Source organism: Streptomyces sp. DSM 40750 (assembly GCF_024612035.1).
Classification (GTDB): Bacteria; Actinomycetota; Actinomycetes; order Streptomycetales; family Streptomycetaceae; genus Streptomyces.
In genome coordinates this window covers 8348480-8371557 of the sequence record NZ_CP102513.1, presented here as the reverse complement: position 1 = coordinate 8371557, position 23078 = coordinate 8348480, and the positions used below count along the sequence as shown (strand labels likewise).

The 23078-nt window shown below is 72.2% G+C and carries 13 protein-coding genes and 1 pseudogene; 6 read left to right on the top strand and 8 right to left on the bottom strand.

Annotated elements, in window-relative coordinates; all coding sequences use genetic code 11:
• Positions 1–175: 175 nt before the first annotated feature.
• Positions 176–970: a VOC family protein gene (locus tag JIX55_RS37140; protein WP_257567592.1), complete on the top strand. Its 795-nt coding sequence runs from the start codon at positions 176–178 to the stop codon at positions 968–970.
• Between the two features lie 40 nt (positions 971–1010).
• Here the strand turns inward: JIX55_RS37140 and JIX55_RS37135 are convergent, their stop codons facing one another.
• The 5 genes from JIX55_RS37135 to JIX55_RS37115 all read right to left on the bottom strand — a co-directional run bounded on the left by JIX55_RS37135 (position 1011) and on the right by JIX55_RS37115 (position 8614).
• Positions 1011–1868 (bottom strand): alpha/beta fold hydrolase, encoded by an 858-nt coding sequence (locus JIX55_RS37135; protein WP_257567591.1) that lies wholly within the window; start codon positions 1866–1868, stop codon positions 1011–1013.
• A gap of 113 nt (positions 1869–1981) precedes the next feature.
• Positions 1982–3454: an NAD(P)/FAD-dependent oxidoreductase gene (locus tag JIX55_RS37130; RefSeq protein ID WP_257567590.1), complete on the bottom strand. Its 1473-nt coding sequence runs from the start codon at positions 3452–3454 to the stop codon at positions 1982–1984.
• 130 nt (positions 3455–3584) lie between these two features.
• Complete coding sequence (locus JIX55_RS37125) at positions 3585–5075, bottom strand: helix-turn-helix transcriptional regulator (RefSeq protein ID WP_257567589.1); 1491 nt, start codon at positions 5073–5075, stop codon at positions 3585–3587.
• A gap of 264 nt (positions 5076–5339) precedes the next feature.
• Positions 5340–7106, bottom strand: coding sequence for a phenylacetic acid degradation protein PaaN (gene paaN / locus JIX55_RS37120; RefSeq protein WP_257567588.1), 1767 nt, complete (start codon positions 7104–7106; stop codon positions 5340–5342).
• A gap of 356 nt (positions 7107–7462) precedes the next feature.
• Positions 7463–8614 carry an MFS transporter gene (locus JIX55_RS37115; protein WP_257569607.1) on the bottom strand — a complete coding sequence of 384 codons (1152 nt, stop codon included), beginning with the start codon at positions 8612–8614 and terminating at the stop codon, positions 7463–7465.
• 208 nt (positions 8615–8822) lie between these two features.
• Here JIX55_RS37115 and JIX55_RS37110 point away from each other — a divergent pair, with 208 nt between their 5' ends.
• The 5 genes and pseudogenes from JIX55_RS37110 to JIX55_RS37090 all read left to right on the top strand — a co-directional run bounded on the left by JIX55_RS37110 (position 8823) and on the right by JIX55_RS37090 (position 20006).
• Positions 8823–9758 (top strand): LysR family transcriptional regulator, encoded by a 936-nt coding sequence (locus JIX55_RS37110; RefSeq protein ID WP_257567587.1) that lies wholly within the window; start codon positions 8823–8825, stop codon positions 9756–9758.
• Positions 9759–9826: 68 nt separating this feature from the next.
• Positions 9827–9970: pseudogene (locus JIX55_RS37105) on the top strand (IS5/IS1182 family transposase); the annotation flags it as partial.
• Between the two features lie 545 nt (positions 9971–10515).
• Positions 10516–17838 carry an amino acid adenylation domain-containing protein gene (locus JIX55_RS37100; protein ID WP_257567586.1) on the top strand — a complete coding sequence of 2441 codons (7323 nt, stop codon included), beginning with the start codon at positions 10516–10518 and terminating at the stop codon, positions 17836–17838.
• 1 nt (position 17839) lies between these two features.
• Positions 17840–19081, top strand: a complete 1242-nt coding sequence (locus JIX55_RS37095; protein WP_257567585.1) for an FAD-dependent monooxygenase — start codon at positions 17840–17842, stop codon at positions 19079–19081.
• On the top strand, positions 19062–20006 hold the full coding sequence (locus JIX55_RS37090) for an SDR family oxidoreductase (RefSeq protein WP_257567584.1): 945 nt from the start codon (positions 19062–19064) through the stop codon (positions 20004–20006). Before JIX55_RS37095 ends, JIX55_RS37090 begins: the two co-directional genes overlap by 20 nt.
• Positions 20007–20614: 608 nt before the next feature.
• On the opposite strand, the gene JIX55_RS37085 is transcribed toward JIX55_RS37090, so the two are convergent.
• Genes JIX55_RS37085 through JIX55_RS37075 form a run of 3 tightly spaced genes read right to left on the bottom strand, consistent with a single transcriptional unit; the run spans position 20615 to position 23077 of the window.
• Complete coding sequence (locus JIX55_RS37085; protein WP_257567583.1) at positions 20615–21253, bottom strand: thymidine kinase; 639 nt, start codon at positions 21251–21253, stop codon at positions 20615–20617.
• A gap of 49 nt (positions 21254–21302) precedes the next feature.
• Positions 21303–22490 carry an alkaline phosphatase family protein gene (locus JIX55_RS37080; RefSeq protein ID WP_257567582.1) on the bottom strand — a complete coding sequence of 396 codons (1188 nt, stop codon included), beginning with the start codon at positions 22488–22490 and terminating at the stop codon, positions 21303–21305.
• On the bottom strand, positions 22490–23077 hold the full coding sequence (locus JIX55_RS37075; protein ID WP_257567581.1) for a DUF5998 family protein: 588 nt from the start codon (positions 23075–23077) through the stop codon (positions 22490–22492). Before JIX55_RS37075 ends, JIX55_RS37080 begins: the two co-directional genes overlap by 1 nt.
• Between the last annotated feature and the right edge of the window lies 1 nt (position 23078).

Genomic DNA, 23078 nt, shown 5'->3' with positions numbered 1-23078 from the left:
TCGCGCGGAGGTACGCGTCGCGCGGAGGTACGCGTCGCGCGGCGGTGCGGCGCGGGCCCATGGCACTACGGGTGGTGCGAGCATCGGCACGGGGCGTGATCGCGCGTGGACGCGGTACACGCGTACGGAGGGCGGGCGGACACGGCCGCCCCGAGGGGTCGAGGAGAGAGTGACGATGACCGAGGCACGGGGGTCGACCGGCCGGAACGGTACGGCGTATCCACCGGGCACACCTTGCTGGGTGAGTCTGATGGTGCACGGGACGGCCACGACCCAGGACTTCTACGGGGCGCTGTTCGGCTGGGAGTTCCAGCCCGGTCCCCAGCAGCTGGGCCCGTACGTGCGGGCACTGCTCGACGGGCGTCAGGTGGCGGGCATCGGCCAGTTGCCGCCCGACCGCCATCTCCCCATCGCCTGGACGCCGTACTTCGCCTCGGACGACGTGGACCTGACGGCGGAGACCGTGCGGAGCTGCGGCGGCACCGTCGGGGTCGGCCCGCTGGACGCCGGCGAGGCGGGCCGCCTGGCGATCGCGTCGGATCCCGCGGGCGCCGTCTTCGGCATCTGGCAGGCGGCGGAGCACGTCGGCGCGGACATCAAGGGCGCCCCCGGCACCCCGGTCTGGGACGAACTCCTCACCGTCGACAGCTCGCTCGTCGCCAAGTTCTACGAGACGGCCTTCGGCTACGAGGAGGAGCCGGTCGTCTCCGCCGACCTCGACTACGTGACCCTCCACATCGAGGGCCGCCCCGTCGCCGGCATCCATGGCGTCGGCGACGCCCTCCCCCGCGACCGAGGCCCCCACTGGCTGACCTACTTCGAGGTCACCGACCCCGACGAGGCCGCCAACCGCGTCATCGAACTGGGCGGCCACGTCGTCAAACCCACCCACGACACCCCGCACGGCCCTGTGGCCACCCTCGCCGACCCGGAGGGCGCGGAGTTCGCGGTGGTGCACACGGAACACTGAGCCGTGGGCGCGGTCGGCCGCACGGGGCGGGGGGCGTGTGTCAGCGGGCGGGCGGGGCCGCAGCCGGGGCGTCGGCCACGCTCGCCGTCACGGGCGTGTCACCTGACACGGTCGTGCCGGTACGGGTCAGGAAGTCCGTGATCAGCGCCGCCCACTGGGCCGGTCGCTCGGCGGCGATGGCGTGACCGCAGTCCAGGGTGGCCAGTTCGGCGCCGGGTATGCCGTCGGCCAGCTCGCGGGAGTGGGCCGGGGTGGTGAGGATGTCCTCCAGCGGCGAGACGACCAGCGTGGGCACCTTGATCGCGGGCAGGTCGGCCGTCACATCGATGGTGTCGAAGAGCGCCAGCTGCTCGTCGGTCCCCGGGGGCAGACCGGCGGCGAAGAGGACGAGTTGCTCCTCCAGTTCCTCCGGCGTGCGTTGGTCCAGCCAGCTCGCGCCTCCGACCACCAGGGAGAGGTAGGCCGCCAGCGTGCGACTGTCCTCCGTGCGGCCCAGCGCCCGCCAGACGTCGATGAGCATGCGCAGCCGGGCGTTGGGCCGGGCGAACCCGGACGACAGGACCAGGGCGGTCACCCGGTCCGGGTGCCGCACCGCCGCCCGTACGGCGACGGTCGTTCCCATGGAGAAGCCCGACACGGCGAAGGTCGTCGCACCCGCCCGGATCCCGGCCGCCACCACGTGGTCGGCGAGCGCGTCCAGGGACAGCGGGGCGTCCGGCAGCGGGGTGTCGCCGGAGCCGGGGTAGTCCGGGCCGATGACCGTGTGCCGCCGGGCCAGCTCGTCCAGGACGGGGCCGTAGCTGTCCCGTACGTCGCTGCCGGCGCCGTGCGCCAGGACCACGGCCGGCCCCGAACCCACGACGAGGGGGGCGGGCGAACTGTGCTCAGAGGTCGTCATCCGGGCACGCTAACCGGATGCCGGGGACACCACAGCGACGGTTCGTCGGCTTCACGGTGCTTTGCCGGGTGCGGCTACTCGAACGAGTAGCCGCACCCTGAGACGCTCCCCGTTCAGGGGGAACCCGGGGCGGAAGCGGTACGGCCTCGGCGACGGAAGACGGACGGGTCGATCGACGTCAGCCTCTTGACCGACGCCGGTACGAACGCCCCCCGGTCCTCCCGCCTCTCCACCGCCCGGAGCGCCGCGAGGGCCACGTGGGAGCCGGCGTACCGCATCGGCTCGCCGGGGAGGACGCCGCCCGGGGTCCGGGCGAGGGCCGACTCGGACCACTCGTCGCGGGTGCCGAGTACGAGCGAGGCCAGCACTTTGGCCATCAGCCGGGAGGGGCCCACTCCGTCACCGGAGTACCCGGTGGCATAGCAGACACCCGGCACGGAGCGCAGCCAGCCGGCGAACGGGACCGAGGTGACCGCGTACTCCACCGGTGCCGTCCACATCATGTCCACCGGCACGTCCCTCAGGTCGGGAAAGAGCCGCAGGAACTGGCGCCGCACCTCGCCGGGGCGCAGGGCGCCGCCCCACATGGTGCTCGCGCCCGAGTTACCGGGGGCCAGCCCGACACCGCCCTTGCCGAACACCAGTCGGCCGTCCGCGGTGGTGCGGTAGTAGTTCAGCCGCTTGCGGGCGTCGCACACCGAGGTCGGGCCCTGCCAGCCGATCTCGGCGAGCCGGTCCGGCACCGGGACCGTCAGGACCGTGTCACTGGCCACGGTGACCATCCGGTCGGCCAGCTCCTCCAACTGGCCCGCCCAGGCGTTGATCGCCAGCACCACCCGGTCGGCGCGGACCGTGGCGCGGGGGGTCACCGCGAGCGTGGTGCCGTTCTCCCTGCGCAGCCCGGTCAGCGGGGTGTGCTCGTGAATCCGTACGCCCTGGTCCAGTGCCACGCGCCGCATGCCGCGCACCAGCCTTGCGGGCTGCAACGTGGCGCAGTGGGGATCGGCCACCGCCCCGAAGTGGGAGGGGGTGCCGACGGCCCGGCGCGCCTGGTCCGGACTCAGCTCTCTCAGCGGCTCCACACCGGCCCGCTCCAGGTCCTCCAGGGTCGTGTTCCAGGCTCCGCGCTGAGCCTCGGACGAGGCCGCCCACAGCCAGGGGCCGCGCCGGTACTCGGCGTCGATGCCGTGTTCGTCGACGAATTCCAGGATCTCGTCCACGGCGCGCTCGGACGCCTCGCCCAGCCGGCGTGCCTCCTCGTGGTCGCTGATGGCGACCAGGCTGCTGAACCGGGCCCACATGGGCATCAGGTAACCGGCGTTGGCACCGCTGGCGCCGCCGCCGCAGACATCGGCGTCGATCAGCACGATGTCGCTGCCGGGTGCCCGGCGCAGGATCTCCAGGGCGGTCCACAGACCGGTGTAGCCGCCGCCGACGATGCACACGTCACAGCGGACATCGCCCCGCAGCGCGGGAGACTTGCCGTCGTCGGGGTCGGACGCGAAGGCGTCCCGCAGCCAGGCGGTCCGCCGTTCGGGGGTGGGCGCCTGGGCGGGCCAGGAGGACGGAAGTACCAGGGTGTTCATCTGTTCTCTCCCGAAGTGGACGAGTGAGTCATGGGTGCGTCGGACGGCGGACCGACCGGCAGGGGTGGCGGGGACGGAGACGCCGGGGTCGGTGGCGAAGGCCGTGGAGGAGGTGCAGGCGGTGAGGGGGTCAGTGGGGCGCGGCGAACGGGACGCCGTCGGCCGGGGCGCCGGCCGGCGCCCCGTGGTGTTCCGCGACCGCTCTGAGCAGGTCGATCCGCGAGTTCACCCCGTAGCTCTTGAACAGCCGCCGCAGGTGGTAGTTGACGGTGTGCGGGGAGAGCCCGAGCCGCCTGGCCATCTGCCGGTTCGTCAGGCCCTCGGATACGAGCCGGACCACACCCTGTTGCTGCCGGCTGAGCCGGGGCCCCCGGGCCGGGGTGGCCGCTTCGGCCGGGTGTGCCGCCGGCCGCCCACATGCACCGTCGGGCATCTCCGTGCCTGCCGGGCCTCCCCGGGGCGCGGGGCAGGCGGTGGGGGGCAGGGGCGCCCCAGCGCCCAGGCGGTGAGGGTCACAGGGCACAGGGCCGTGCCCGGCCTCCGCACCGGGCCAAGGAGTGCCTGCGCCGCCCGGTCCCCGGGCTCCCGCCGGATGGTGCGGGCCCGGCCGGGGACCATGGGCCGCACGCAGCAGGGCGGCCTCCTGGTGCAGCACCCGCTTGAGCGCGCCCGGCACCGCGTCGTGGACCGCTTGACGCATGAGGCCGCTGTGGAAGGCGAGACGATCGGCGGTGTGCCGCACCACGCCGGTGGCGCACGCCTCCTCCATGACCGGCAGCAGCGCCGAGAGCGGACGGCCCAGCATGGCCGACAACTCGGTGTACTCCACCTCGGTCCCCAGGACGGCCGCCACGCTCAGGAACTGGCGGCACTCCCGGGAGTACTGGGCGAGCGTCGCGCGCACCCGGGCGCGCAACCGGTCCGGCACCCGGTCCGGCAGCCGGTCGCCGGTCAGTTCGGCCTCGACGCCGCCCGTGCGAATGGTGCCTTCCTCCCGCATGCCGACCAGCAGTTCGGTGAGCATCCGGGGGTGCCCGCCCGCGCGCCCCACGAGACAGGCCAGCGCCGGGCCCGGCGGGGCGCCCAGCACGTCCGCCGCCAGTTGCAGCGCGGCAGCATGGCCGAGCGGGCCGAGGACGAGACGCTCGTAGCGGCGGCGCGGGTCCGACAGCAGGGTGCCGCGCCGGTCCTGGCCGGTGTCGGTGCGGTGCGCCGCCAGGCAGACGACCCGGTCGTGGTGGAGGTCCCACGGGCCGGAGAGGCCGGCACCCAGGTCCAGGTCCTGGAACTCGTCCAGCACGACGAGCACCGGCTCGCCCGGGATACGTGGGGCGGTCGGCACCCCGTGGCGGCCTGAAGGCGGGCCGGCCTGTCCGGTCCCGGCGACGCGCTGAACCCGGTGGTGGGCATCGGCCGGTCCGGCCACGGCATAGCCCAGCCGCTCGGCCAGGTCCATGCTGGCGCGTAGGAGGCGGGTCTTGCCGTAGCCCGGCGGCGCCTCGACGAAAACCAGGGTCGAACCACCTCGGCGGGTCGCTTCGAGGACGCCGCCGATCCTGGCGAGTTCACGCTCACGGCCGCGCAGCGGGGGGTCGAGGGGAGGGGCGATTGTCGCGAGCATAGGGGGGTGTACTCCCTGAAAGGTCAGGACAGCTGCGAAAGGGGAACGCGGACACGGCGGGCGTACGGCGCTGTCCGGGGCTCCGGGAGCGGTGGCAACGGACCGGCTCGGGAACGCCGGCGCCGACACCTGGCCCGGTCCGTGGCGCGTCGACGCCGAAACCGTGGTCAGCTCCTGGCGCGCGGGGGGACGCGCGTTCGATTCCTGCGGCGGGCCCGGCAGGGCGCCCTGCCGGGCCCGGCAGGCGCTGAAACGCCGACGGGCTCAGCTCGTGGCGCGGTGACGCCGGACTGCCACCGTGTGGAACCGGCCGGTCACGAAGGCGGCGTCGCAGTACACCGCGTCGGCCGCCGGGTTCATACCCGTACCGTGCAGATCGGAGTAGACGGCGGACTGGGTGATGTACCACTGGCCCATGAGGTTGAGCGACAACATGACGCCGACCTCGGCGCAGGCGCTCTCCAGCTCCGACTCGACCTCCGCCGAGGTGGTCCAGGCGCCGGCCGAGAGAGCTCCCCGCTCCCGAGCGGTACGCGCCAGCAGCGCGATGCCCTCGGCCGCCGAGTCGACGGCGACCGCGAAGTGGACGGGGCCCAGCCACTCGGTGGACAGGGTGGCCAGGTCGCCGGGGCGTGCCGCGTCCAGCGTCACGACGGCGGGGGTGCGCACGACCGCTTCCGGGTAGTCGGGGTGGACGACCGCGCGCGGGGTCACGGCCACCCTGCCGAGCGCGCCCGACGCGGCCTTGTCGACCCGTGCCCGTACCTCGGGCGAGAGCAGGGCGCCGAGGACGGAGACGGCGGTGGGATCGTCCGCGAGCAGGTCCCGCAGCGCGTCGCCCAGGTCCGCCACCACTTGGTCGAAGGGTTTGTGCCCCTCGTCGGTGGTGATGCCGCCCCGGGGGATCAACAGGTTCTGCGGGCTGGTGCAGAGCTGGCCACTGTAGAGGGCGAGCCCGAAGGCCAGATTGGCCAGCATTCCCCGGTAGTCGGCGGTGGATTCGACGAGCAGGCTGTTGACGGCCGAGGTGCTGGTGAACACCCGTGCCTGGGTGGCGTTCCGGCGTAGCCAGTCGCCGAAGGCGGTGGTGCCCGCGTAGTCCACGATCCGTACGTCGGGGTGGACGGCGAGGTGGCGGGCCAGACCCTCGCCGGGCCGTTCGGCGGCCAGGCACACCAGATTCGGGTCGAACCCCGCCTCACGGAGCACCTCCCGGGCCGTCCGCACCGTCAGCGCGAGCGGCAGTACGGCGTTCGGGTGCGGCTTGACCAGGACGGGGTTGCCGGTCGCCAGGGAGGCGAAGAGGCCGGGGTAGCCGTTCCAGGTGGGGAAGACGCTGTTGCCGATCAGCAACGACACACCGCGCGGCCGGAGTGTGAACGTCTTGTCCAGGACGAAGGGCTCGCCGCCCGGCATCGGCTTGCTCCACACGAAGGAGCCGGGGAGCCGCGTCTGCTCTTCCACCGCCTGGGCGACGGCCTCCAGCCCTCGGTCCTGGGCGTGTACGGCTCCGGCGTGGAAAGCCATGACCGGGTTGTGGCCGCTGGTGTGCTCGGCGGCGAGGGCGAACTCGTGCGACCGGGCGTTGATGCGGGCGAGGATCTCCGCGCACACGGCCGCCCTGGCCGTGACCCCTGCCTCCCGCCACCGCGGCATGGCGCGACGCATGGCCGCAAGCAGGGCCTCGGGGTCGTGGTGGGGATAGGAAACGGCCAGTTCGGGCCCGTACGGGGACCGCTCACCGCCGTCGGCGGGCGCAGGTCCGACAAGGCCGTCCCTGCCCGGCTGGCCGAGGTCGAAGACCTGCCCGCGCAGAGCCGCGAGGGCGGCCCGCGCTTCGGCATCCGCGTCGGCGCCGTACGCGCCAGTGTCCTCCGGATAGGGCGACCAGTGCGCCCGGGTACGAATGGTCTCCCGCGCTCTGTCGAGAGTCGGCCGGTGCCGGTGCGTCAGCTCCCGCACCAGGGCCGTCGGATGCCGCCGGTCTTCGGCGGCGGTCGGTATGCCGGATGTTCTCACTTCGGTACTCATGGCTCCCCCGGGCTCCCGTGGTCGCGGCTCAATGGACCAAGCAGCAACCATTAACGCATGAAAACAGGTTCATAGGGCAAGAGTTCGTCGCGAAAGGCCATAAACTGTGCAGTTCTAGCCATACTTTGACAGAAACGCCGAGTGGCGGGTGACACCTCGTCAGGGATGAGCCGAGGATCCAAGGACCCTCGGCGACTGGGGTGGCCCGGTGGCCGGCGGGGGGACAACGGCCACCGGGCCGGGCCGGCCCGGTCCACCGGGCCGGCAGCTCCGGCCGGCGTCGAGCCGGCCCGGCCGCGGGGGTCACGACAGGCCGACCGGGTGAGCCGACAGGCCCACGGGGCCGGCCCGGTCGTTCAGTCCGCGGACTCGGATCCGGCGGCGTCCGCCGCGGGCACGCGCCCGAACGCGGTCACCATGAGGGCGCCCAGCGCCAGCGCGCCGCCCAGCCACAGCACCGACCGGATGCCGAAGCCGTCCGCCATCCGGCCGCCCGCGAAGGCACCCAGGGCGATGGCCCCGTTGAACGCGCCCACGAACAGGGAGGTCACACCCTCCCGGGCCTTCGGGGCGGCAAGGGCCAGCCAGGTCTGGGTACTCACCGACACACCGCCGTAGGCCAGGCCCCACACCACCAGCAGGATCGCCGCACCGGCCAGGGACAGTCCGATCAACGGCACCAGCAGTACGGAGGCGGCCAGCGCGACGCTGATCACCAGCAGGGTGCCGCGCACCGACCGGCCCACCCGGGCTCCGACCACGAAGTTGCCCGTGATGCCGGCGATTCCGTAGACCAGCAGCAGGGTGCCGATCATCGACGCCCCGACGCCCGAGACCTCCTCCAGGATCGGTCGCACATAGGTGTACGCGGCGAAGTGGCCGGTGACCAGCAGGGCCACCACTACGAGCCCGGTGGCCACCCGGGTGTTGCCGAACAGCCGCATCACACCGCCCAACGCGACCGCCTCCTCTGCGGGCAGCGGCGGCAGCAACACGGCCATGGCCACGGTCACGAGCAGCGACAGGCCGCCGATGGCGAGGAACGCCTCGCGCCAGCCCGCCAGTTCACCGATGTACGCGCCGGCGGGCACGCCCACCACCGAAGCGATGGCGATTCCGCTGAAGATCATGGAGGTCGCCGGTCCTATGGACTTGGCCGGGACCAGCCGCGCCCCCAGACCGCCGGCGAGCGCCCAGACTCCGCCCATTCCGATGCCGACCAGCACGCGGGCGATCATCATGACCGTGAAGTTCGGTGACCAGGCGGTCAGCAGATTGGCCGCCGCCAGGAGCACCATCAGGGAACAGAGGACCACGCGTCGGTCGATCCGGCCCACCGCCGCGGTGATCAGAGGCGCGGAGAACGCGCCGACCAGACCGGTGACGGTGAGCGTCAGCCCTGCCGTGCCCTCGCTCACGTCCAGCGAACCGCTGATGGGTGTGAGCAGACCCACCGGCAGCATTTCGGACGTGACCACGGTGAAGGTACCGGCCGCCACGGCCACCACCGCGGGCCATCCGCCGCTCCGGGATCTCCCCGGCGCGGGCGCGTCTACGGACAGGTCGTCAACTTTTGCCATGACTTCAGCCAACTGCCGTGCGGGCAGCGGAACAAGCGCGAAGTTCTCATGCTTCCATGAGGTGAGCTAATCGAACGACGGCGTGGACGACGCGCGAACCGCAAGCGGAACGCGCGCTAGGCGGAGGGGCACCACCATGGCGGGCACGGGACCGGGGGCCACCGGCGGGGAGTACACACCGGCGAGCACAGTGGAGATCCGTGAGCTGGAGTGCTTTCTGGTCCTCTCCGAAGAACTGCACTTCGGACGGACCGGCGAACGGCTGTACGTGTCCCAGGGCCGGATCAGCCAGCTGATCCGCTCCCTGGAGCAGCGCATCGGAGCTCGTCTGGTGGACCGTACCAGTCGGCGGGTGCGGCTCACCCCGCTCGGCGAGGACTTCGTCACCGCCCTCCGTCCCGCCTACGCCGCGCTGCGCGACACCGTCGACAAGGCCCGAGCGGCGGCTCTCGGAGTCAGCGGGCCGCTTCGGATCGGGTTCCAAGGCACCGCGGCGTACGGATTCATGGCCGTGGTGGGGGAGTTCGAGGACCGGTACCCCGGCTGCGAGACCCGGATCACCGAACTGCCGCTCTCCGACCCCTTCGGGCCGCTGCACCGCGACGAGGTGGACACCGCGGCGGTGTTGCTGCCCGTCGAGGAGCCGACGCTCGCTCTCGGGCCGGTCTTCTCCCGCCAGCAGCAGTATCTGGCGGTCTCCCGCCGGCATCCCTTCGCCACCCGGACCACCCTGGACGCCGAGGACCTGGCCACGACACCGCTCGTCGGCGTCGCCGCCCCGGCGCCGGACTATTGGCGCGAGGTACAGGCGCCCACCAGCACCCCGTCCGGCACCCGGGTGCCTCAGGGGCCCGCGGTCGGCACCCTCCAGGAAGGGCTGTCGCTGGTGGCGGCCAACCGGGGCGCGATGCTGCTGTGCCACCCCACCACCGAGTACCACCACCGCCGGGACGTGGCATACGTCCCGGTGACCGGCCTCCCCGACTCCCAACTCGGCCTCGTCTGGCGCCGCGACCGCGAGAACGCCCGGGTGCGCGCCTTCGCCGAGGCGGTGGCCGGCTCGCTGCTCTAGTGTCCTGCGCAGAGATCCGTCGGCAGCGGTTCGACGACGCCGGGCTCATCGACTCCGAGATGCGTCGGGTCATTGAGCGGGCGATGTCCTGGCTGTCCGGCTACCGGCGCTTGAGCCCTGGCTGTGAACGCAATCCTCGCCACTACCTGGCCTTTCTCGGCCTCGCCGCCGCCCTCCGCTGCTACAAGCGACTCGTCCCCCTCACCACGTAGGACACTGGCCAAGGGCGGGGTTGCAATTCCTTCTCGTACAGCGTCGCTTACGGACGACCGCGAGGCATCACCGCGAATCCGCGCCGCCTTCGATGCCGGACCGACACGTTTCACGCAATGCACGTACCCCTGTCCGACATAGGTCCGCATCACCGGGAATTCGATCGAGTCCTGGAAGAGGATGCGGGAAACGGGGAACTGCCCACCGAATGGTTCCGCGGGCACCACTGCCGACGGGACGCTCCTCCACACCACCGAGCATGGGCAGTTCAGCGGCAGCTTCCGGGACACGTGTCGACCCGCTCCGTGACGATCGTCACAACTACTCGCGACGGTTGGCGCGTTCCGATCAAACTGCGCTTTTTCGCCGTTCACGCAACACGCTATTGGCCGTTTCTTAGCGCAGTGCACGCACTCCCCTAATCTTCGGCGATTTATCCCAAACGGCCGCTACTCACATGAGTAGTTCGCGCTACCTGCCCCGGTAGTGGCTGGTCATGACGGCACATGCATACCGTGTGGACGCTTTCGCTTCCCAAGACGGAATGCCGACTGGACGGAAATCGAAGAAAGGACCCGTTGTGGCCGCTCGCCGCATCCTCCCGTTAACCTCCTACCAGCGTGATATCTGGGCCGCCGAATCCCGCTCGTCGAACGACCCTCAATTCAACGTGGTTCTTGACGAGCGGATCGACGGAAAAGCCGATGCCAAGGCCTTGGCCGAGGCGCTCGCGCGCACCCTTCACCGGCACGACGCGTTCCGGCTGCGGTTCGGTGAGCGGGACGGCGTCCCGTACCAGTGGGTGGCTGGACCGGACGAGGACGACACGGCGGTGACGTTCGTGGATCTCTCCGGTGAGCCCGACCCCGCGGCGGCCTGGCGGCAGTGGCGGGAGCGTTCCTTCACCCGGCCCTTCCCGCTGTCCGGCGCCCCGCTCCACACCGCCGCCCTCGTCCGCGAGAGCCCCGACGTGCTGCATCTCCACGTCAACGCCCACCACCTGATCGTGGACGCCTGGACGCTCAACCACCTGAGCCTCGGCATATGGGAGGAGTACGGGCGGCTGACCTCCGGCCCCGACGGCACGGACACCGCTCCGGGCCAGGAACCGGCGCCCTCGTACCGCGCGTTCATCGAGGCCGAGGCCGACTACCGCACCTCCGCGGAGCGCGAAGAGGACCGCGCCTTCCACCGCGCCGCCCTCACGGGAGTGGCCCCCGCCCTCTTCCAGCGGGCCCCGGGCCGGGCCGCCCCGGACGCGCGGCGGCGCGGCCACCACACCTTCACCGTCCCCGGAGGCATCGTCCGCCGCGTACGCCGGGCGGGAATCTCGCCCTTCGCGTACGTCACCGCGGCGTTCGCGGCCTACCTGGCCCGCGTCCACCGCACCGACGAGGTGGTCCTCGGTGTGCCGTTCCTCAACCGGCGTGGCGACGACGAGCGGGAGACCGCCGGCCAGTTCGCCAACAACCTGCCCCTGCGCGTCCCCGTCCCCGACGACGCCGGCCTGCACGACCTGGCCACCGCCGTCCGCGAGCGCACCCGCGCTCTTCGCGACCATGAGCGGCTCGCTCTCGGCGACATCCTGCGCGACCTGCCGGCCGGCTCGTCCGGATCGCGGCAACTGTTCGACGTCACCGTGTCGTACCTCCGCTATCCGCGCCCGGCATCGCTGCCGGACGCCGAGCGGGACACGGTGATCACCGCCCCGGTGCACGAGCAGCACGCGCTGTCCGTGATGATCCGGGCCTTCGACGACGACGCCGACCTGCGCGTGGACCTCGACTACGCCCGGGACGTCTTCGACGAGGACTTCCCCGTCGAGGCGATGGCCGGCCATCTGACCACGCTCATGCTCGCCGGTGTCGAGGACGACGGCCGCCCTGCCTCCGCCCAGCCCATACTGACCGACCGGGAGCGGGAGGATCTGGCGCGCGTCCAGCGCGGCCCCACGGTCCCGTACCGCGACGACGCGACCCTCCACGGACTCTTCGAGGAGCGCGCCGCCCGCACCCCCGACCGGGGCGCCGTCATCGCCGCCGACGGAAGCGTGCTCAGCTACGCGGAGCTCGACACCCGCGCCAACCGGATCGCCCGCGCCCTGCGCGATGAGGGTGTCGCGCGAGGCGACCGGGTGGCGGTGCTGCTGGAGCGCGGTCCGCACACGCTGCCCGCGCTGCTCGGCGTACTGAAGTCCGGTGCCGCGTACGTGCCGGTGGACCCCGGCTACCCGGCCGAACGGATCGCCTTCCTGCTCCGGGACAGCCGCGCCAGGGCCGTGCTCACCGCCCCCGGCTCACCCGACCCGGGCGTCTTCGCCGACGTGCCGGTGCTCCGCGCCGACCGGCTCGCGACGTCGGGCTCCGCCGAGCCCGTGCCGCCCACGGCGACCTCCCGCGACCTGGCGTACGTCATCTACACCTCCGGCTCCACCGGGCGGCCCAAGGGTGTCATGGTCGAACACCACTCGGTGGTCAACCGGCTCGCCTGGATGCAGGACCGGTACGGCATCAGTGCCGGGGACGTGCTGCTGCAGAAGACTCCGGTCTCCTTCGACGTGTCGGTGTGGGAACTGTTCTGGTGGGCCGTCGAGGGAGCGGAGCTCGCCCTGCTGGCGCCCGGCGGCGAGCGGGACCCGCGCACGATCCTGCGGACCGTGGCCGAACGCCGCGTCACCACCCTGCACTTCGTGCCCTCCATGCTGGGCCCGTTCCTCGATCTGCTCGACGGCGACCCCGGTCTGCGTGCCGAGGCCGCGACACTGCGCCGGGTCTTCTGCAGCGGCGAGGCACTGCCCCCGGCCCGTGTCGAGCAGTTCGCGCGGATCTTCGGCGGTACCTCCGGGGCACCGTTGCTGGTCAACCTGTACGGACCGACGGAGGCCACCGTCGACGTGTCGTACCACGACTGCCCGACTGCCCCCGGACAGCCGGTGCGGCGGGTGCCCATCGGCCGACCGGTCGCCAACACCTCCCTCTATGTGCTCGATCCCTACGGACAGCCGCAGCCCGTCGGTGTCCCCGGCGAGCTGTGCATCGGCGGCGTCCAGGTCGCGCGCGGATATCTGGAGCGCCCGGAACTGACGGCGGAGAAGTTCACCGACGACCCGTTCCAGCCGGGCGAGCGCATGTACCGCACCGGCGATCTCGCGCGGCTCCTCGCCGACGGCTCCATCGAATACCTCGGCCGCATCGACGGCCAGGTGAAGATCCGCGGCAACCGTGTGGAGCTGGGCGAGGTGCAGAACGCGCTGGCGTCCCTGCCCGATGTCCGCGACGCGGTCGTCGTGGACCAGCGGGACGACGAGCGCGGCACCTTCCTCACCGGGTACTACGTCGCCGACGAGATCAGTGACCCGCTTCACCTCCGCGGCGAACTCGCCCGCCGGCTGCCCGAGTTCATGATCCCGGCACATTTCGTCCGGATCGGCGCCATACCCCTCACCCCGAACGGAAAGGCCGACCGGCGCGCCCTGCCCGTGCCCTCTGCCACCGGCCCTCTCGGCCCCCGCCCCTACACAGCCCCGCGCGACGCGGTGGAGGAGGCCCTGGCCGCGGTCTGGGCGGAGGTCCTGGGCGCCGAGCGGGTCGGCGTCCACGACGACTACTTCGCCCTCGGAGGCGACTCGATCCTGATGCTGCGGGTCCGGGCGCTGGCCGAGAAGCGCGGCTACCACTTCGACCTCAGCGACCTCGTCCGCCACCCCTCGATCGCCGAACTCGCCCCGCTCACCAGTACCGTGGCCGACACGGGCGCGGGGCGCCCGAAGCCGGAGCTCGCGCCCTTCGCGCTGGTCTCCGGAGTGGACCGGGCCCGGCTGGCGGGCCGCGAGGACGCGTACCCCGTCAACCGGCTCCAGCTCGGTCTGCTCTACCACAGCCGCGTGCAGCACAACTCGGCCGTCTACCGGGACGTGTTCCGCTACAGCTACGCCATGGCCTGGGACGCGGAGAGGTTCACCACCGCCTTCGAGCGGCTCGTGGCCCGCCACCCGGTGCTGCGCTCCGCCTTCGACCTCGGGGGATTCTCGGAGCCGCTGCAGATCGTGGACCAGGAGGTGGACAGCGCCCTCGACATCGTGGACCTCCGGGACGTGTCCGCCGAGCGGGCCGAAGCCGCGATCGCCGCCCACGTCGAGGAGCGCCGCCACCACCCGTACGTCTTCGAACGGCCGCCGCTCTACCATCTGCGGGCCCACGTCCTGCCGGAGAGCGTCGAGCTGGTCTTCAGCTTCCACCACGCCATCCTGGACGGCGGCAGCGTCGCCACTCTCGTACGGGAACTCCTCCAGGACTACGCGCACGCCCTGGGCGAGGCCATCGACCCCGTGCCCGGCACCGACGGGATCCCGGCCACCGCCCACCATGTGCTCGCCGAGCGGCGGGCCCTGGAGTCGGCGGAGACCCGCGCCCACTGGAGCCGCTATCTGGAGGGCGCCCCGCTGCTCCAGCTCGACGGCTTCAAGCCCCATGAGACGCCGGACGGCGAGGAGCAGATCACCCGGCGGGTGGACCTTCCCGACGAACTCGTCGCCGCCGTACGGGACTTCTCCCACACCCACACAGTGCCGGTGAAATCGGTCCTGTTCGCGGCACACCTGCTCGCCCTGCGACTCTTCTCCGGCGTGGAGGACGTGGTCACCGGCCTGGTCACGCACGGGCGGCCCGCACGGGCGGGCGCCGAGCGGATGGCCGGGCTCTTCCTGAACACCATGCCGGTGCGGCTGCGCGCGGGCGGCGGGAGCTGGCTCTCGGTCGTGCGGGAGGCGTTCCGGCAGGAACAGGAGAGCCACCCGTACCGGCGCTACCCGCTCAGCGCCATCCAGGAGGACCTCGGCGTCACGGTCCTGGACACGGCGTTCAACTACATCCACTTCCGTCAGCTCGCCGAGGTGTACGCGCTGCCCGGGATCCGCTCGCTGGGCTTCCGTACCTGGGAGGAGACCAACTTCGCGCTGCTGGTGAACGCCGTCACCGAACCGGACGGCGAGGGGATCTGGCTGCGTCTGGACTACACGGGCCGTACCTTCACCCCCTCTCAGGCGGACCTCTACAGTCGCGCCTTCACCGAGACCCTGCGCCGGATCGTCGACCATCCGCGGGAGCCGGTGGACTTCTCCTTCCTCACCGACGGCACACCGATCGCGGCCTCCCGCACGGAAGCGGAGCTGCCGGCCCCCGATGTCGTGCGGGCGTTCGAGGCCCAGGCGGCCCGCACCCCCCACGCGACCGCCCTCGTCTTCCAAGGCCGCCGCTGGACGTACACCGACCTCGACACCGCCTCCGACCGCGTGGCCCGGAGACTGCGGGCCCTCGGCGCCGCGCCCGGCGACCGCGTCGGCATCGCCATGGAGCGGTCGCCGGAGACCGTCGCGGTGCTGGTCGGCGTGCTGAAGGCGGGCGCCGCCACGGTGCCGCTGGACACGTCGTACCCGAAGGAGCGCATCGCGGCCATGCTGGAGCAGGCCCGCCCGGTCGCGGTCGTGACCCGGTCGGGGCACGACACCAGCCTGCCGGAGGACGCTCCCACCGTCACGGCCGCACAGCTCCTCGACCCTGCGGGCACGGCCCCGGACGGCAGGGGGCCGGGCGAGCCGTCCCGGGAGCCGGATCCCGGGTACGCCGAGCCACTGCCCGTGATCGCCTCGGACAGCGTGGCGTACCTGCTGTTCACCTCCGGCTCCACGGGAGCGCCCAAGGGCGTCGAGATGCCGCACCGCTCACTGGCGAACCTCGTGGCCTGGCAGAACAGCGAGCCCAGCGGGGTCGTCGGCGGCGTCACCCTGCAGTACGCGCCGATGAGCTTCGACGTCTCCTTCCAGGAGGTCTTCTCCACGCTCTGCGGCGGCGGAACGCTCCTGCTGGTCTCCGAGAGCGAGCGCCGCGACCTGCCCGCGCTGCTGCGACTGATGGACCGCGAGGGCGTGGAGCGGCTCTACCTGCCGTACGTGGCGCTCCAGCAGCTGGCCGAGACGGCCCATGCGCTCGGCACGGTGCCGCGCTCCCTGAAGGCGGTGCTGTCGTCGGGCGAGCAACTCAGGATCACCGAGGAGATCCGCGCCCTGTGCGCGGCGCTCCCCGGGGTCGTCCTGGAGAACCAGTACGGGCCCACGGAGTCCCATGTCGTCACCCGCTGGACGATGGCGGGCGACCCGGCGGCCTTCCCGCCGCTGCCGCCGATCGGCACGCCGATCGACGGTGCGGAGGTGCTGGTCCTGGATGAGCGGATGCGGCCCGTGCCGCCCGGTGTGAAGGGCGAGATCCATCTGGGCGGAACATGCCTGGCGCACGGATACGCGGGCCGACCGGATCTGACCGACGAGCGGTTCGTGCCCCGTCCGAAGGAGCTGGCCGGCGGCGCTCCGGACGCCCGGCTGTACCGTACCGGCGACCTGGGCTTCGTCCTGCCCGACGGCTCGATCGTGTGCACCGGCCGCTCCGACTCCCAGGTCAAGGTGCGCGGCTTCCGCGTGGAACCGGCAGAAGTGGAGATCGCCCTCACCCGGTTCGCCGCCGACCACCCGGGCCTGACCGAGGCGGCGGTGGTCGCCCGGCGGCGTGACGGCAACGACTCGTTCCTCGCCGCGTTCCTGGTCGGCGACCCGGAGCGGGTGGACGTGGACCGCCTGGTCAAGCAACTCCGCTCGGTGCTGCCCGACTACCTGGTGCCCTCGCACTACCAGTGGGTGCCCGCTCTGCCGCTGACGCCGAGTGGCAAGCGGGACGACAAGGCGCTGCGCGAGCTGCCTCTCGTCACGACGGCGGTCGCCGGGGACGCGACATCGCCCAGGGACGCGTACGAGAAGGCGCTCGTGGAGATCCTCGGCGAACTGCTCGGGCTGCCGTCGATCGGTGTCCACGACAACATCTTCGACCTGGGCGCCACCTCGCTGACCGCGATGCGCCTGGTCGTGCTGATCGAGCAGCGGTACGGCATAGGGGTGCCGCTGTCGGAGTTCGTGTCGGCGCCGACGGTCGCGGACCTCGCGGCCCGGCTGCGGGGAGGCGGCGCGCAGGCGGCGTTCGACCCGCTGGTGCCGATTCGGCCGGGCGGTGACGAGCGCCCGCTGTTCTTCGTCCACCCCATGGGCGGCAACGTCCTGTGCTACGTGCGGTTCGCCAAACATCTGCGGCCGGGGCGGCCGTTCCACGCCCTGCAGGCGGCCGGTGTGGACGCGGGCACCGAGCCGCTGCGCAGCGTGGAAGAGATCGCGGCCGGCTACGTGGAGCGGATCCGGCGGGTCCAGCCGGAGGGGCCGTACCTCATCGGCGGCTGGTCCTTCGGCGGGTTCGTCGCCTTCGAGATGGCCCGGCAGCTCCGTGCGGCGGGCCAGGAGGTGCGGCGGCTGATCCTGCTCGACACGACCGCGCTGAACCCCGGGCGGCGTCTGCGGACGAGCGACGACGCCCTTCTGAACTGGTTCTTCTGGGAGCTGCTGTGGCTCCAGCGGGGCGGCGACTCGCCCGAAGAGGCCATTCCCGCCGAACTCACCACGCTGGAGGAGAAGTTCACGTTCATCGCCGATCTGGCGGTGGCCGAGGGCGTCCTCCCGCCAGGCGCCACCGGCGCGGTGGTGCACCGGCTGTTCCAGGTGTACGAGGCCAACTGGCGAGCGGCGTTCGCGTACCGGCCCGACGTGGTGGACCAGGACATGGCGCTGATCCACGCGACGGAGCCGCTGCCGGAGGTCCTCGACACGATGCACACGGCCATCCAGTCGATGCACCGCGACCCCACCAACGGCTGGCGGGAGCGGACCAGCGGCGAGCTGACACTGATCGACGTTCCGGGCGACCACCTGTCGATCATGGAGGAGCCGCACATCGAGCACGTCGTCCGCGTCGTCGACGAACTGATCGGAGAGTGACATGAGCAGGCGCAAGGCCCTTGTCGTCGGGGCGGGTATCGGCGGCCTGACCGCCGCCGCGGCCCTCCGCCACGCCGGATGGGACGTCGAGGTCCACGAGCGGGCGACGGAGCTGCGGGCCGCCGGTTCCGGGTTGTCGGTGATGAGCAACGCGATCGCCGCCCTGGAGTCCGCCGGACTCGACCTGAAGCTCGCCGAACGCGGAGAGGTACTGCGGTCGTACCACGTGCGGACCGCACGAGGCCGGCTGATACGCGAGTTCCCCTTCCCGTCGATCATCCGCAGGCTGGGGGTGCCGAGCGTGCTGATCACCCGCTCCGCGCTCCAGGAGGCGCTGCTGGAGGCCGCCGAAGGCATCCGGCTCCACCTGGGGTCGGCTGCCGAGGACTTCTCGGTGGACGAGGCGAGCGGTCAGGTGACCGTTCGGTTCGCCGACGGCCGGGAGGCGCACGGTGACGTGCTCGTCGGCGCGGACGGGTTCAACTCGGCGGTTCGCCGCCAGATGGTGGGCCCGGAGGACTCCCGCGACAGCGGCTACCTCGTGTGGCTGGCGCTCACGCCGTTCCGGCACCCGAGGTTCACCCCCGGCTCGGTCACCCACTACTGGGGCAGCGGGCAGCGGTTCGGGCTCGTGGACATGGGCGGCGGGCTCCTGTACTGGTGGGGCACGAAGAACATGCCGGCGAGCCGGTCACACGACTGGAAGGGCGGCAAGGCCGAGGTGGCGCGGGCCTTCGCGGGCTGGGCCGACGAGGTGCGCCAGGCCATCGAGGTCACCCCGGAGGAGTCGATCCTCGCGGTGCCGTCCCGGGACCGGATGTTCCTGGAGCGCTGGGGCCGGGGCCCGGTGACACTGCTCGGGGACGCCGCGCACCCCATGCTGACCAGCCTCGGACAGGGCTCGGGCATGGCGATCGAGGACGCGGTGGTGCTGGCTCGGTGCCTGCGCGGCTCGGGGGACGTGCCTGCGGCGCTGCGGGCGTACGAGGACGAGAGGCGGGAGCGAACCCGCGGGATGGTCGCGGCCTCCCGCTCCATCAGCGAGTTCGAGCAGTCGGAGAACGTACGGCGGCCGATCCGGGACGCGTACTTCCGCTTCCTGCCGACGCGGAAGCTGACCGCGATCCTGGAGGGCTCGCTGACCTTCCCCACCACGTCCGAGCAGCCGGCTGTGGCCGCTGCGCATTCCGTGAACTCCGAGAACTCCACGAAGGAGGGCGACCATGTCCCACAGGCCGGATAGCCGCGGGCTCACGCCGGACGGCCGCGCGGTACTGGTCACGGGCACGTCGACGGGCCTGGGCCGGTCCTGCGCGCTCCATCTGGAGCAGGCCGGTTTCCGCGTGTTCGCGGGCGTGCGGAAGGAGAGCGACGGTGAGGAGCTGGCCGCGCGCTCGTCGCACGGCCGGATCGACCCGGTACGGATCGACGTCACCGACGGGTCGTCGATCCGGGAGGCGGCGGCGTACGTCTCCGAGCGCCTGGACGCGGACCGGCCGCTGTGGGCGCTGGTCAACAACGCGGGCGTCTGCGTCTCGGCGCCCCTGGAATGCGTGTCGCCCGAGCAGTTGCGCTGGCAGCTCGACACCAACGTCGTGGGCCAGCTCGCCGTCACCCAGACGTTCCTTCCGGAGCTGCGGCGCTCCCGGGGCCGGATCGTGAACGTCACCTCGGGGCTGGGCACCGTGGCGATCCCCTTCCTCGGGGCGTACTCCTCGGCGCAGTTCGCCAAGGAGGCGATGAGCGATGTGCTCCGGCGCGAGCTGCGGGGCTTCGGCGTGGCGGTGAGCGTGGTGCAGCCCGGCGCGATCATGACGCCGATCTGGCAGAAGGTGTCGGAGGTGGCCCGGGAGGCGCTGCACAGCGCGGACCGCGATGTCGCGGCGCTGTACCGAGCGCGCTTCGAACGCTTTCTGGCGCACAACGAGCAGCAGGCCGCCGAGTCCCGCACGACGGCGGAGGACATGGCGAAGGCGGTCCACCGGGCGCTGACGGAGGCTCGTCCGAGGACCCGGTATCGCGTGGGCGCGGACGTGCGCCGTCTGAGCCTGTTGGCCCGGCTCCTCCCGGACCACCTGCTCGACCGCCATCTCCGCCCGGTCACCGCGGACCCGTCCACCGCTCCTCACGCGGCACCGGCCGAAACCCGGCCCGTCGCCCGGTCCTGACCGGGCGACGCCACGGCCGCCCGGCGTCTCGCGACTCCGGGCGGCCGGTCGCGCGCCTCGACCGCGGGTCCGGGACGGCAGGCCGAGGCCCCTGAACGCACAACACCAGGGTCCAGCCCGGCATGCATCCGACGGTGCTTCCCGGAAGGCCCGAGGATTCACGGCGTTGCGGTCGTCACCGGGTCCCCGGGGGATCCGGTTTCTCCGGGTGCCGTCCGGCGGTCTCGCCGAGCACCCACCCGTACGGCGGTCTCGCCGAGCACCCACCCGTACGGCGGTCTCGCCGAGCACTCGCCCGTCCGGCGGCCGGGCGAGTGGTCCGGTCCGCGGCTGCGCCCGCCCGCTGCCGGGGTGCAGATCTGCTCCCGCTGGTCACACGCCTCTTCGCCGAGTGCCTCACACCTGGTGTCCGCACCGGTCGCCCGGCGGATCAGCTCCTCGACCGGCTCGGGCGAAGGACTCCCGACTACGGCCATCCGGCCGCGCCGCCGGCATCGCACCCCGAGCGGCCGGTTGAGGGCCATCGTGATCACGGCCGGCGGTCCGGCAGCCGAGAGGAGCGGAACGGCGGCAGCGCAGTCATCGCGCTCCGGGCCGACCACTCGGGGTCAGACCGGCAGCACGTCCGGGGAGAGGGCGCTCGCACGGGCCGTGGCCGCTGTCATGCGGCGGCGGTGATGGCGGCGGCAGAGGACCTCATAGCCGATGTCGTCGGGTTGGTTGACGTCGCCGACGACGACCTGGGCGCCCTCGACGACCATGTGACCGCCTATGGTGCGGGCGTTGTGGGTGGCGCGGGCGCCGCACCAGCAGAGAGCCTCCACCTGGAGGACCTCGACGCGGTCGGCCAGCTCGACCAGGCGCTGGGAGCCGGGGAAGAGCTTGGAACGGAAATCGGTCGTGATGCCGAAGGCGTAGACGTCGAGGCCCAGGTCGTCCACGACGCGGGCGAGTTGGTCGATCTGCTCGAAAGTGAGGAACTGGGCCTCGTCGGCGATCACATAGTCCGCGCGGCGGCCCTGGGAGAGATGGTCGACGAGGTACGCGTAGAGGTCCTGGCCGTCCTCGACCTCCACGGCGTCGGTGACCAGGCCCAGCCGCGACGACAGCTTGCCCTCGCCCGCGCGGTCGTCACGCGTGAAGATCATGCCCTGGAGGCCGCGCGCCGAGCGGTTGTGCTCTATCTGGAGGGCCAGCGTCGACTTCCCGCAGTCCATGGTTCCGGAGAAGAACACCAGCTCGGGCATGGTGAGTTGAGCACCTTTCGGCGAGGAGGGCGACGGGAGGGGCAGGGCTTCAGGAGCGTACTTCGAGGAGCGGGACGAGCTGTTCCACCGGCGTCATCGAGCCGTGGTTGCCGACCATCGCCGACTCCTTGGGTTCCCGCTCGGAGGCGATGATCAGGACGTCGTCGCGCGCGGCCGCGACCACGTCGCCGATGCGGGCGTACACACGTTCGTCGATGTGCGGTCCGAACCAGCCCGCCGCGATCGCCTCGTCGCGCGAGGCGATCCAGAACTGCTCCCCGAGCACCTCACGCCAGCAGGTCAGGACATCCGACTCGGCGCCCGGCACCGCGTAGACGTGGCGGGCGCGGCCCTCGCCGCCCAGGAGGGCGACCCCGGCGCGCAGTTCCCAGTCCTCGTCGAAGTCGATGCGGTGCTGCTCGTCGAACGGGATGTCGATCATGCCGTGGTCGGCCGTCACGTACAGGGCCGTGCGCGGCGGGAGTTGCTCCGCCAGGCGCTGGACCAGCCGGTCGACGTGCATGAGCTGGCCGCGCCAGGCGTCCGAGTCGACACCGAAGCGGTGGCCCGCGCCGTCGAGCTCGGAGTAGTACGTGTAGATCAACGCGCGGTCCCCGGCGGCCAGTTGTTCGGCCGCCACATCCATACGGTCGTCGCCGGAGAGGCGGCCGTGGAAGGCGCCGCCGCTCAGCGCGATCTGGGTGAGGGGGGTGGTCTGGAAGGCCGGAGAGGTGACCTGGGCGGTGTGCACACCCGCCTGGTCGGCCAGCTGGAAGATCGTGGGGTACGGCTGCCACACGCGCGGCGCCGTCCACGGCTGCCAGCGGAGCTGGTTCATCAGCTCCGCTGTCTCCGGGTTGCGGACCGTGTAGCCGGGCAGCCCGTGCGCGCCCGGCGGCAGACCGGTGCCCACGGAGGCGAGGGAGGTCGCGGTGGTGGCGGGGTAGCCCGCGGTGATGGGGCGGCCGGTGCCACCGCGCGAGGACGCCAGCAGCGCGGTCATGAAGGGCGCCTCGTCCGGGTGCGCTCTCAGCTGCTCCCAGCCCAGACCGTCGATCAGGAACACGCAGTTCCGGTCGGCCGCCCTCAGCTCCGGTATCGACGCGGCCGTACCGGGGACTCCCATGCCCGCCGCGAGGGTGGGCAGGAGGTCGGCGAGCGAGCCGGCGCCGTACTCGGGGACGGGGGCGGAGCCGACGGCGAGGGGTTCCGGGTGGTCCCAGGTGGGCAGCGCCATCAGCGGGCGGGATCCGCGGTCGCCTCGGAGAGGGACTGCGCGAAGGCGAGGGCCTGGCGCACGGTCTCCGGGCCGTCCCCTGCCTCGCTCACACGGAGGCTGAGGTCGTCCGCCGTCGAACTGCCCGTGTACCCGTGGTCCGCCTCGCAGTTGGGGTCGCCGCAGGCGGCGGGCTCCAGGTCGATGCGGGAGACGGCGCCCCAGCCGATGGTGAGGACGACCTCGCGGGGCAGGGCGCCCGGGGTGTACGACTCGGGGTTGGCGACGACCCGGCTGAGCACGACCGACGAGATCCGGCCGATCTTCACCGACTCGGTCGACGTCGTGGCGTACGGCGTCGGCGAGGTGGTGTCCGCGGCCTGCTCGTCGGTGTGACTCACGATGAAGCGGTTGCCCGTCAGGACGAGCACGGTGACGTGCCGCCGCACCTCGTTCGCGTCGAAGGTCGTCTCCTGATGCACCAGGTACGACTGGATGGCCTCGCCGCCGACAGCGGCCTCCACCGCCTCGGCCACGAGGGCCGGGTAGTAGCCGCTGCGCTCGATCGCCGCACGCAGCCCCTGGGTCGTCGTACTGGTCTTGGCCATG

Bases quoted from the DNA above. Each gene is read 5' to 3' on its own strand.
- JIX55_RS37140 (WP_257567592.1), top strand. From the start codon at position 176: ATGACCGAGGCACGGGGGTCGACCGGCCGGAACGGTACGGCGTATCCA.
- JIX55_RS37135 (WP_257567591.1), bottom strand. From the start codon at position 1,868: ATGACGACCTCTGAGCACAGTTCGCCCGCCCCCCTCGTCGTGGGTTCG.
- JIX55_RS37130 (WP_257567590.1), bottom strand. From the start codon at position 3,454: ATGAACACCCTGGTACTTCCGTCCTCCTGGCCCGCCCAGGCGCCCACC.
- JIX55_RS37125 (WP_257567589.1), bottom strand. From the start codon at position 5,075: ATGCTCGCGACAATCGCCCCTCCCCTCGACCCCCCGCTGCGCGGCCGT.
- paaN (WP_257567588.1), bottom strand. From the start codon at position 7,106: ATGAGTACCGAAGTGAGAACATCCGGCATACCGACCGCCGCCGAAGAC.
- JIX55_RS37110 (WP_257567587.1), top strand. From the start codon at position 8,823: ATGGCGGGCACGGGACCGGGGGCCACCGGCGGGGAGTACACACCGGCG.
- JIX55_RS37100 (WP_257567586.1), top strand. From the start codon at position 10,516: ATGCCGACTGGACGGAAATCGAAGAAAGGACCCGTTGTGGCCGCTCGC.
- JIX55_RS37095 (WP_257567585.1), top strand. From the start codon at position 17,840: ATGAGCAGGCGCAAGGCCCTTGTCGTCGGGGCGGGTATCGGCGGCCTG.
- JIX55_RS37090 (WP_257567584.1), top strand. From the start codon at position 19,062: ATGTCCCACAGGCCGGATAGCCGCGGGCTCACGCCGGACGGCCGCGCG.
- JIX55_RS37085 (WP_257567583.1), bottom strand. From the start codon at position 21,253: ATGCCCGAGCTGGTGTTCTTCTCCGGAACCATGGACTGCGGGAAGTCG.
- JIX55_RS37080 (WP_257567582.1), bottom strand. From the start codon at position 22,490: ATGGCGCTGCCCACCTGGGACCACCCGGAACCCCTCGCCGTCGGCTCC.
- JIX55_RS37075 (WP_257567581.1), bottom strand. From the start codon at position 23,077: ATGGCCAAGACCAGTACGACGACCCAGGGGCTGCGTGCGGCGATCGAG.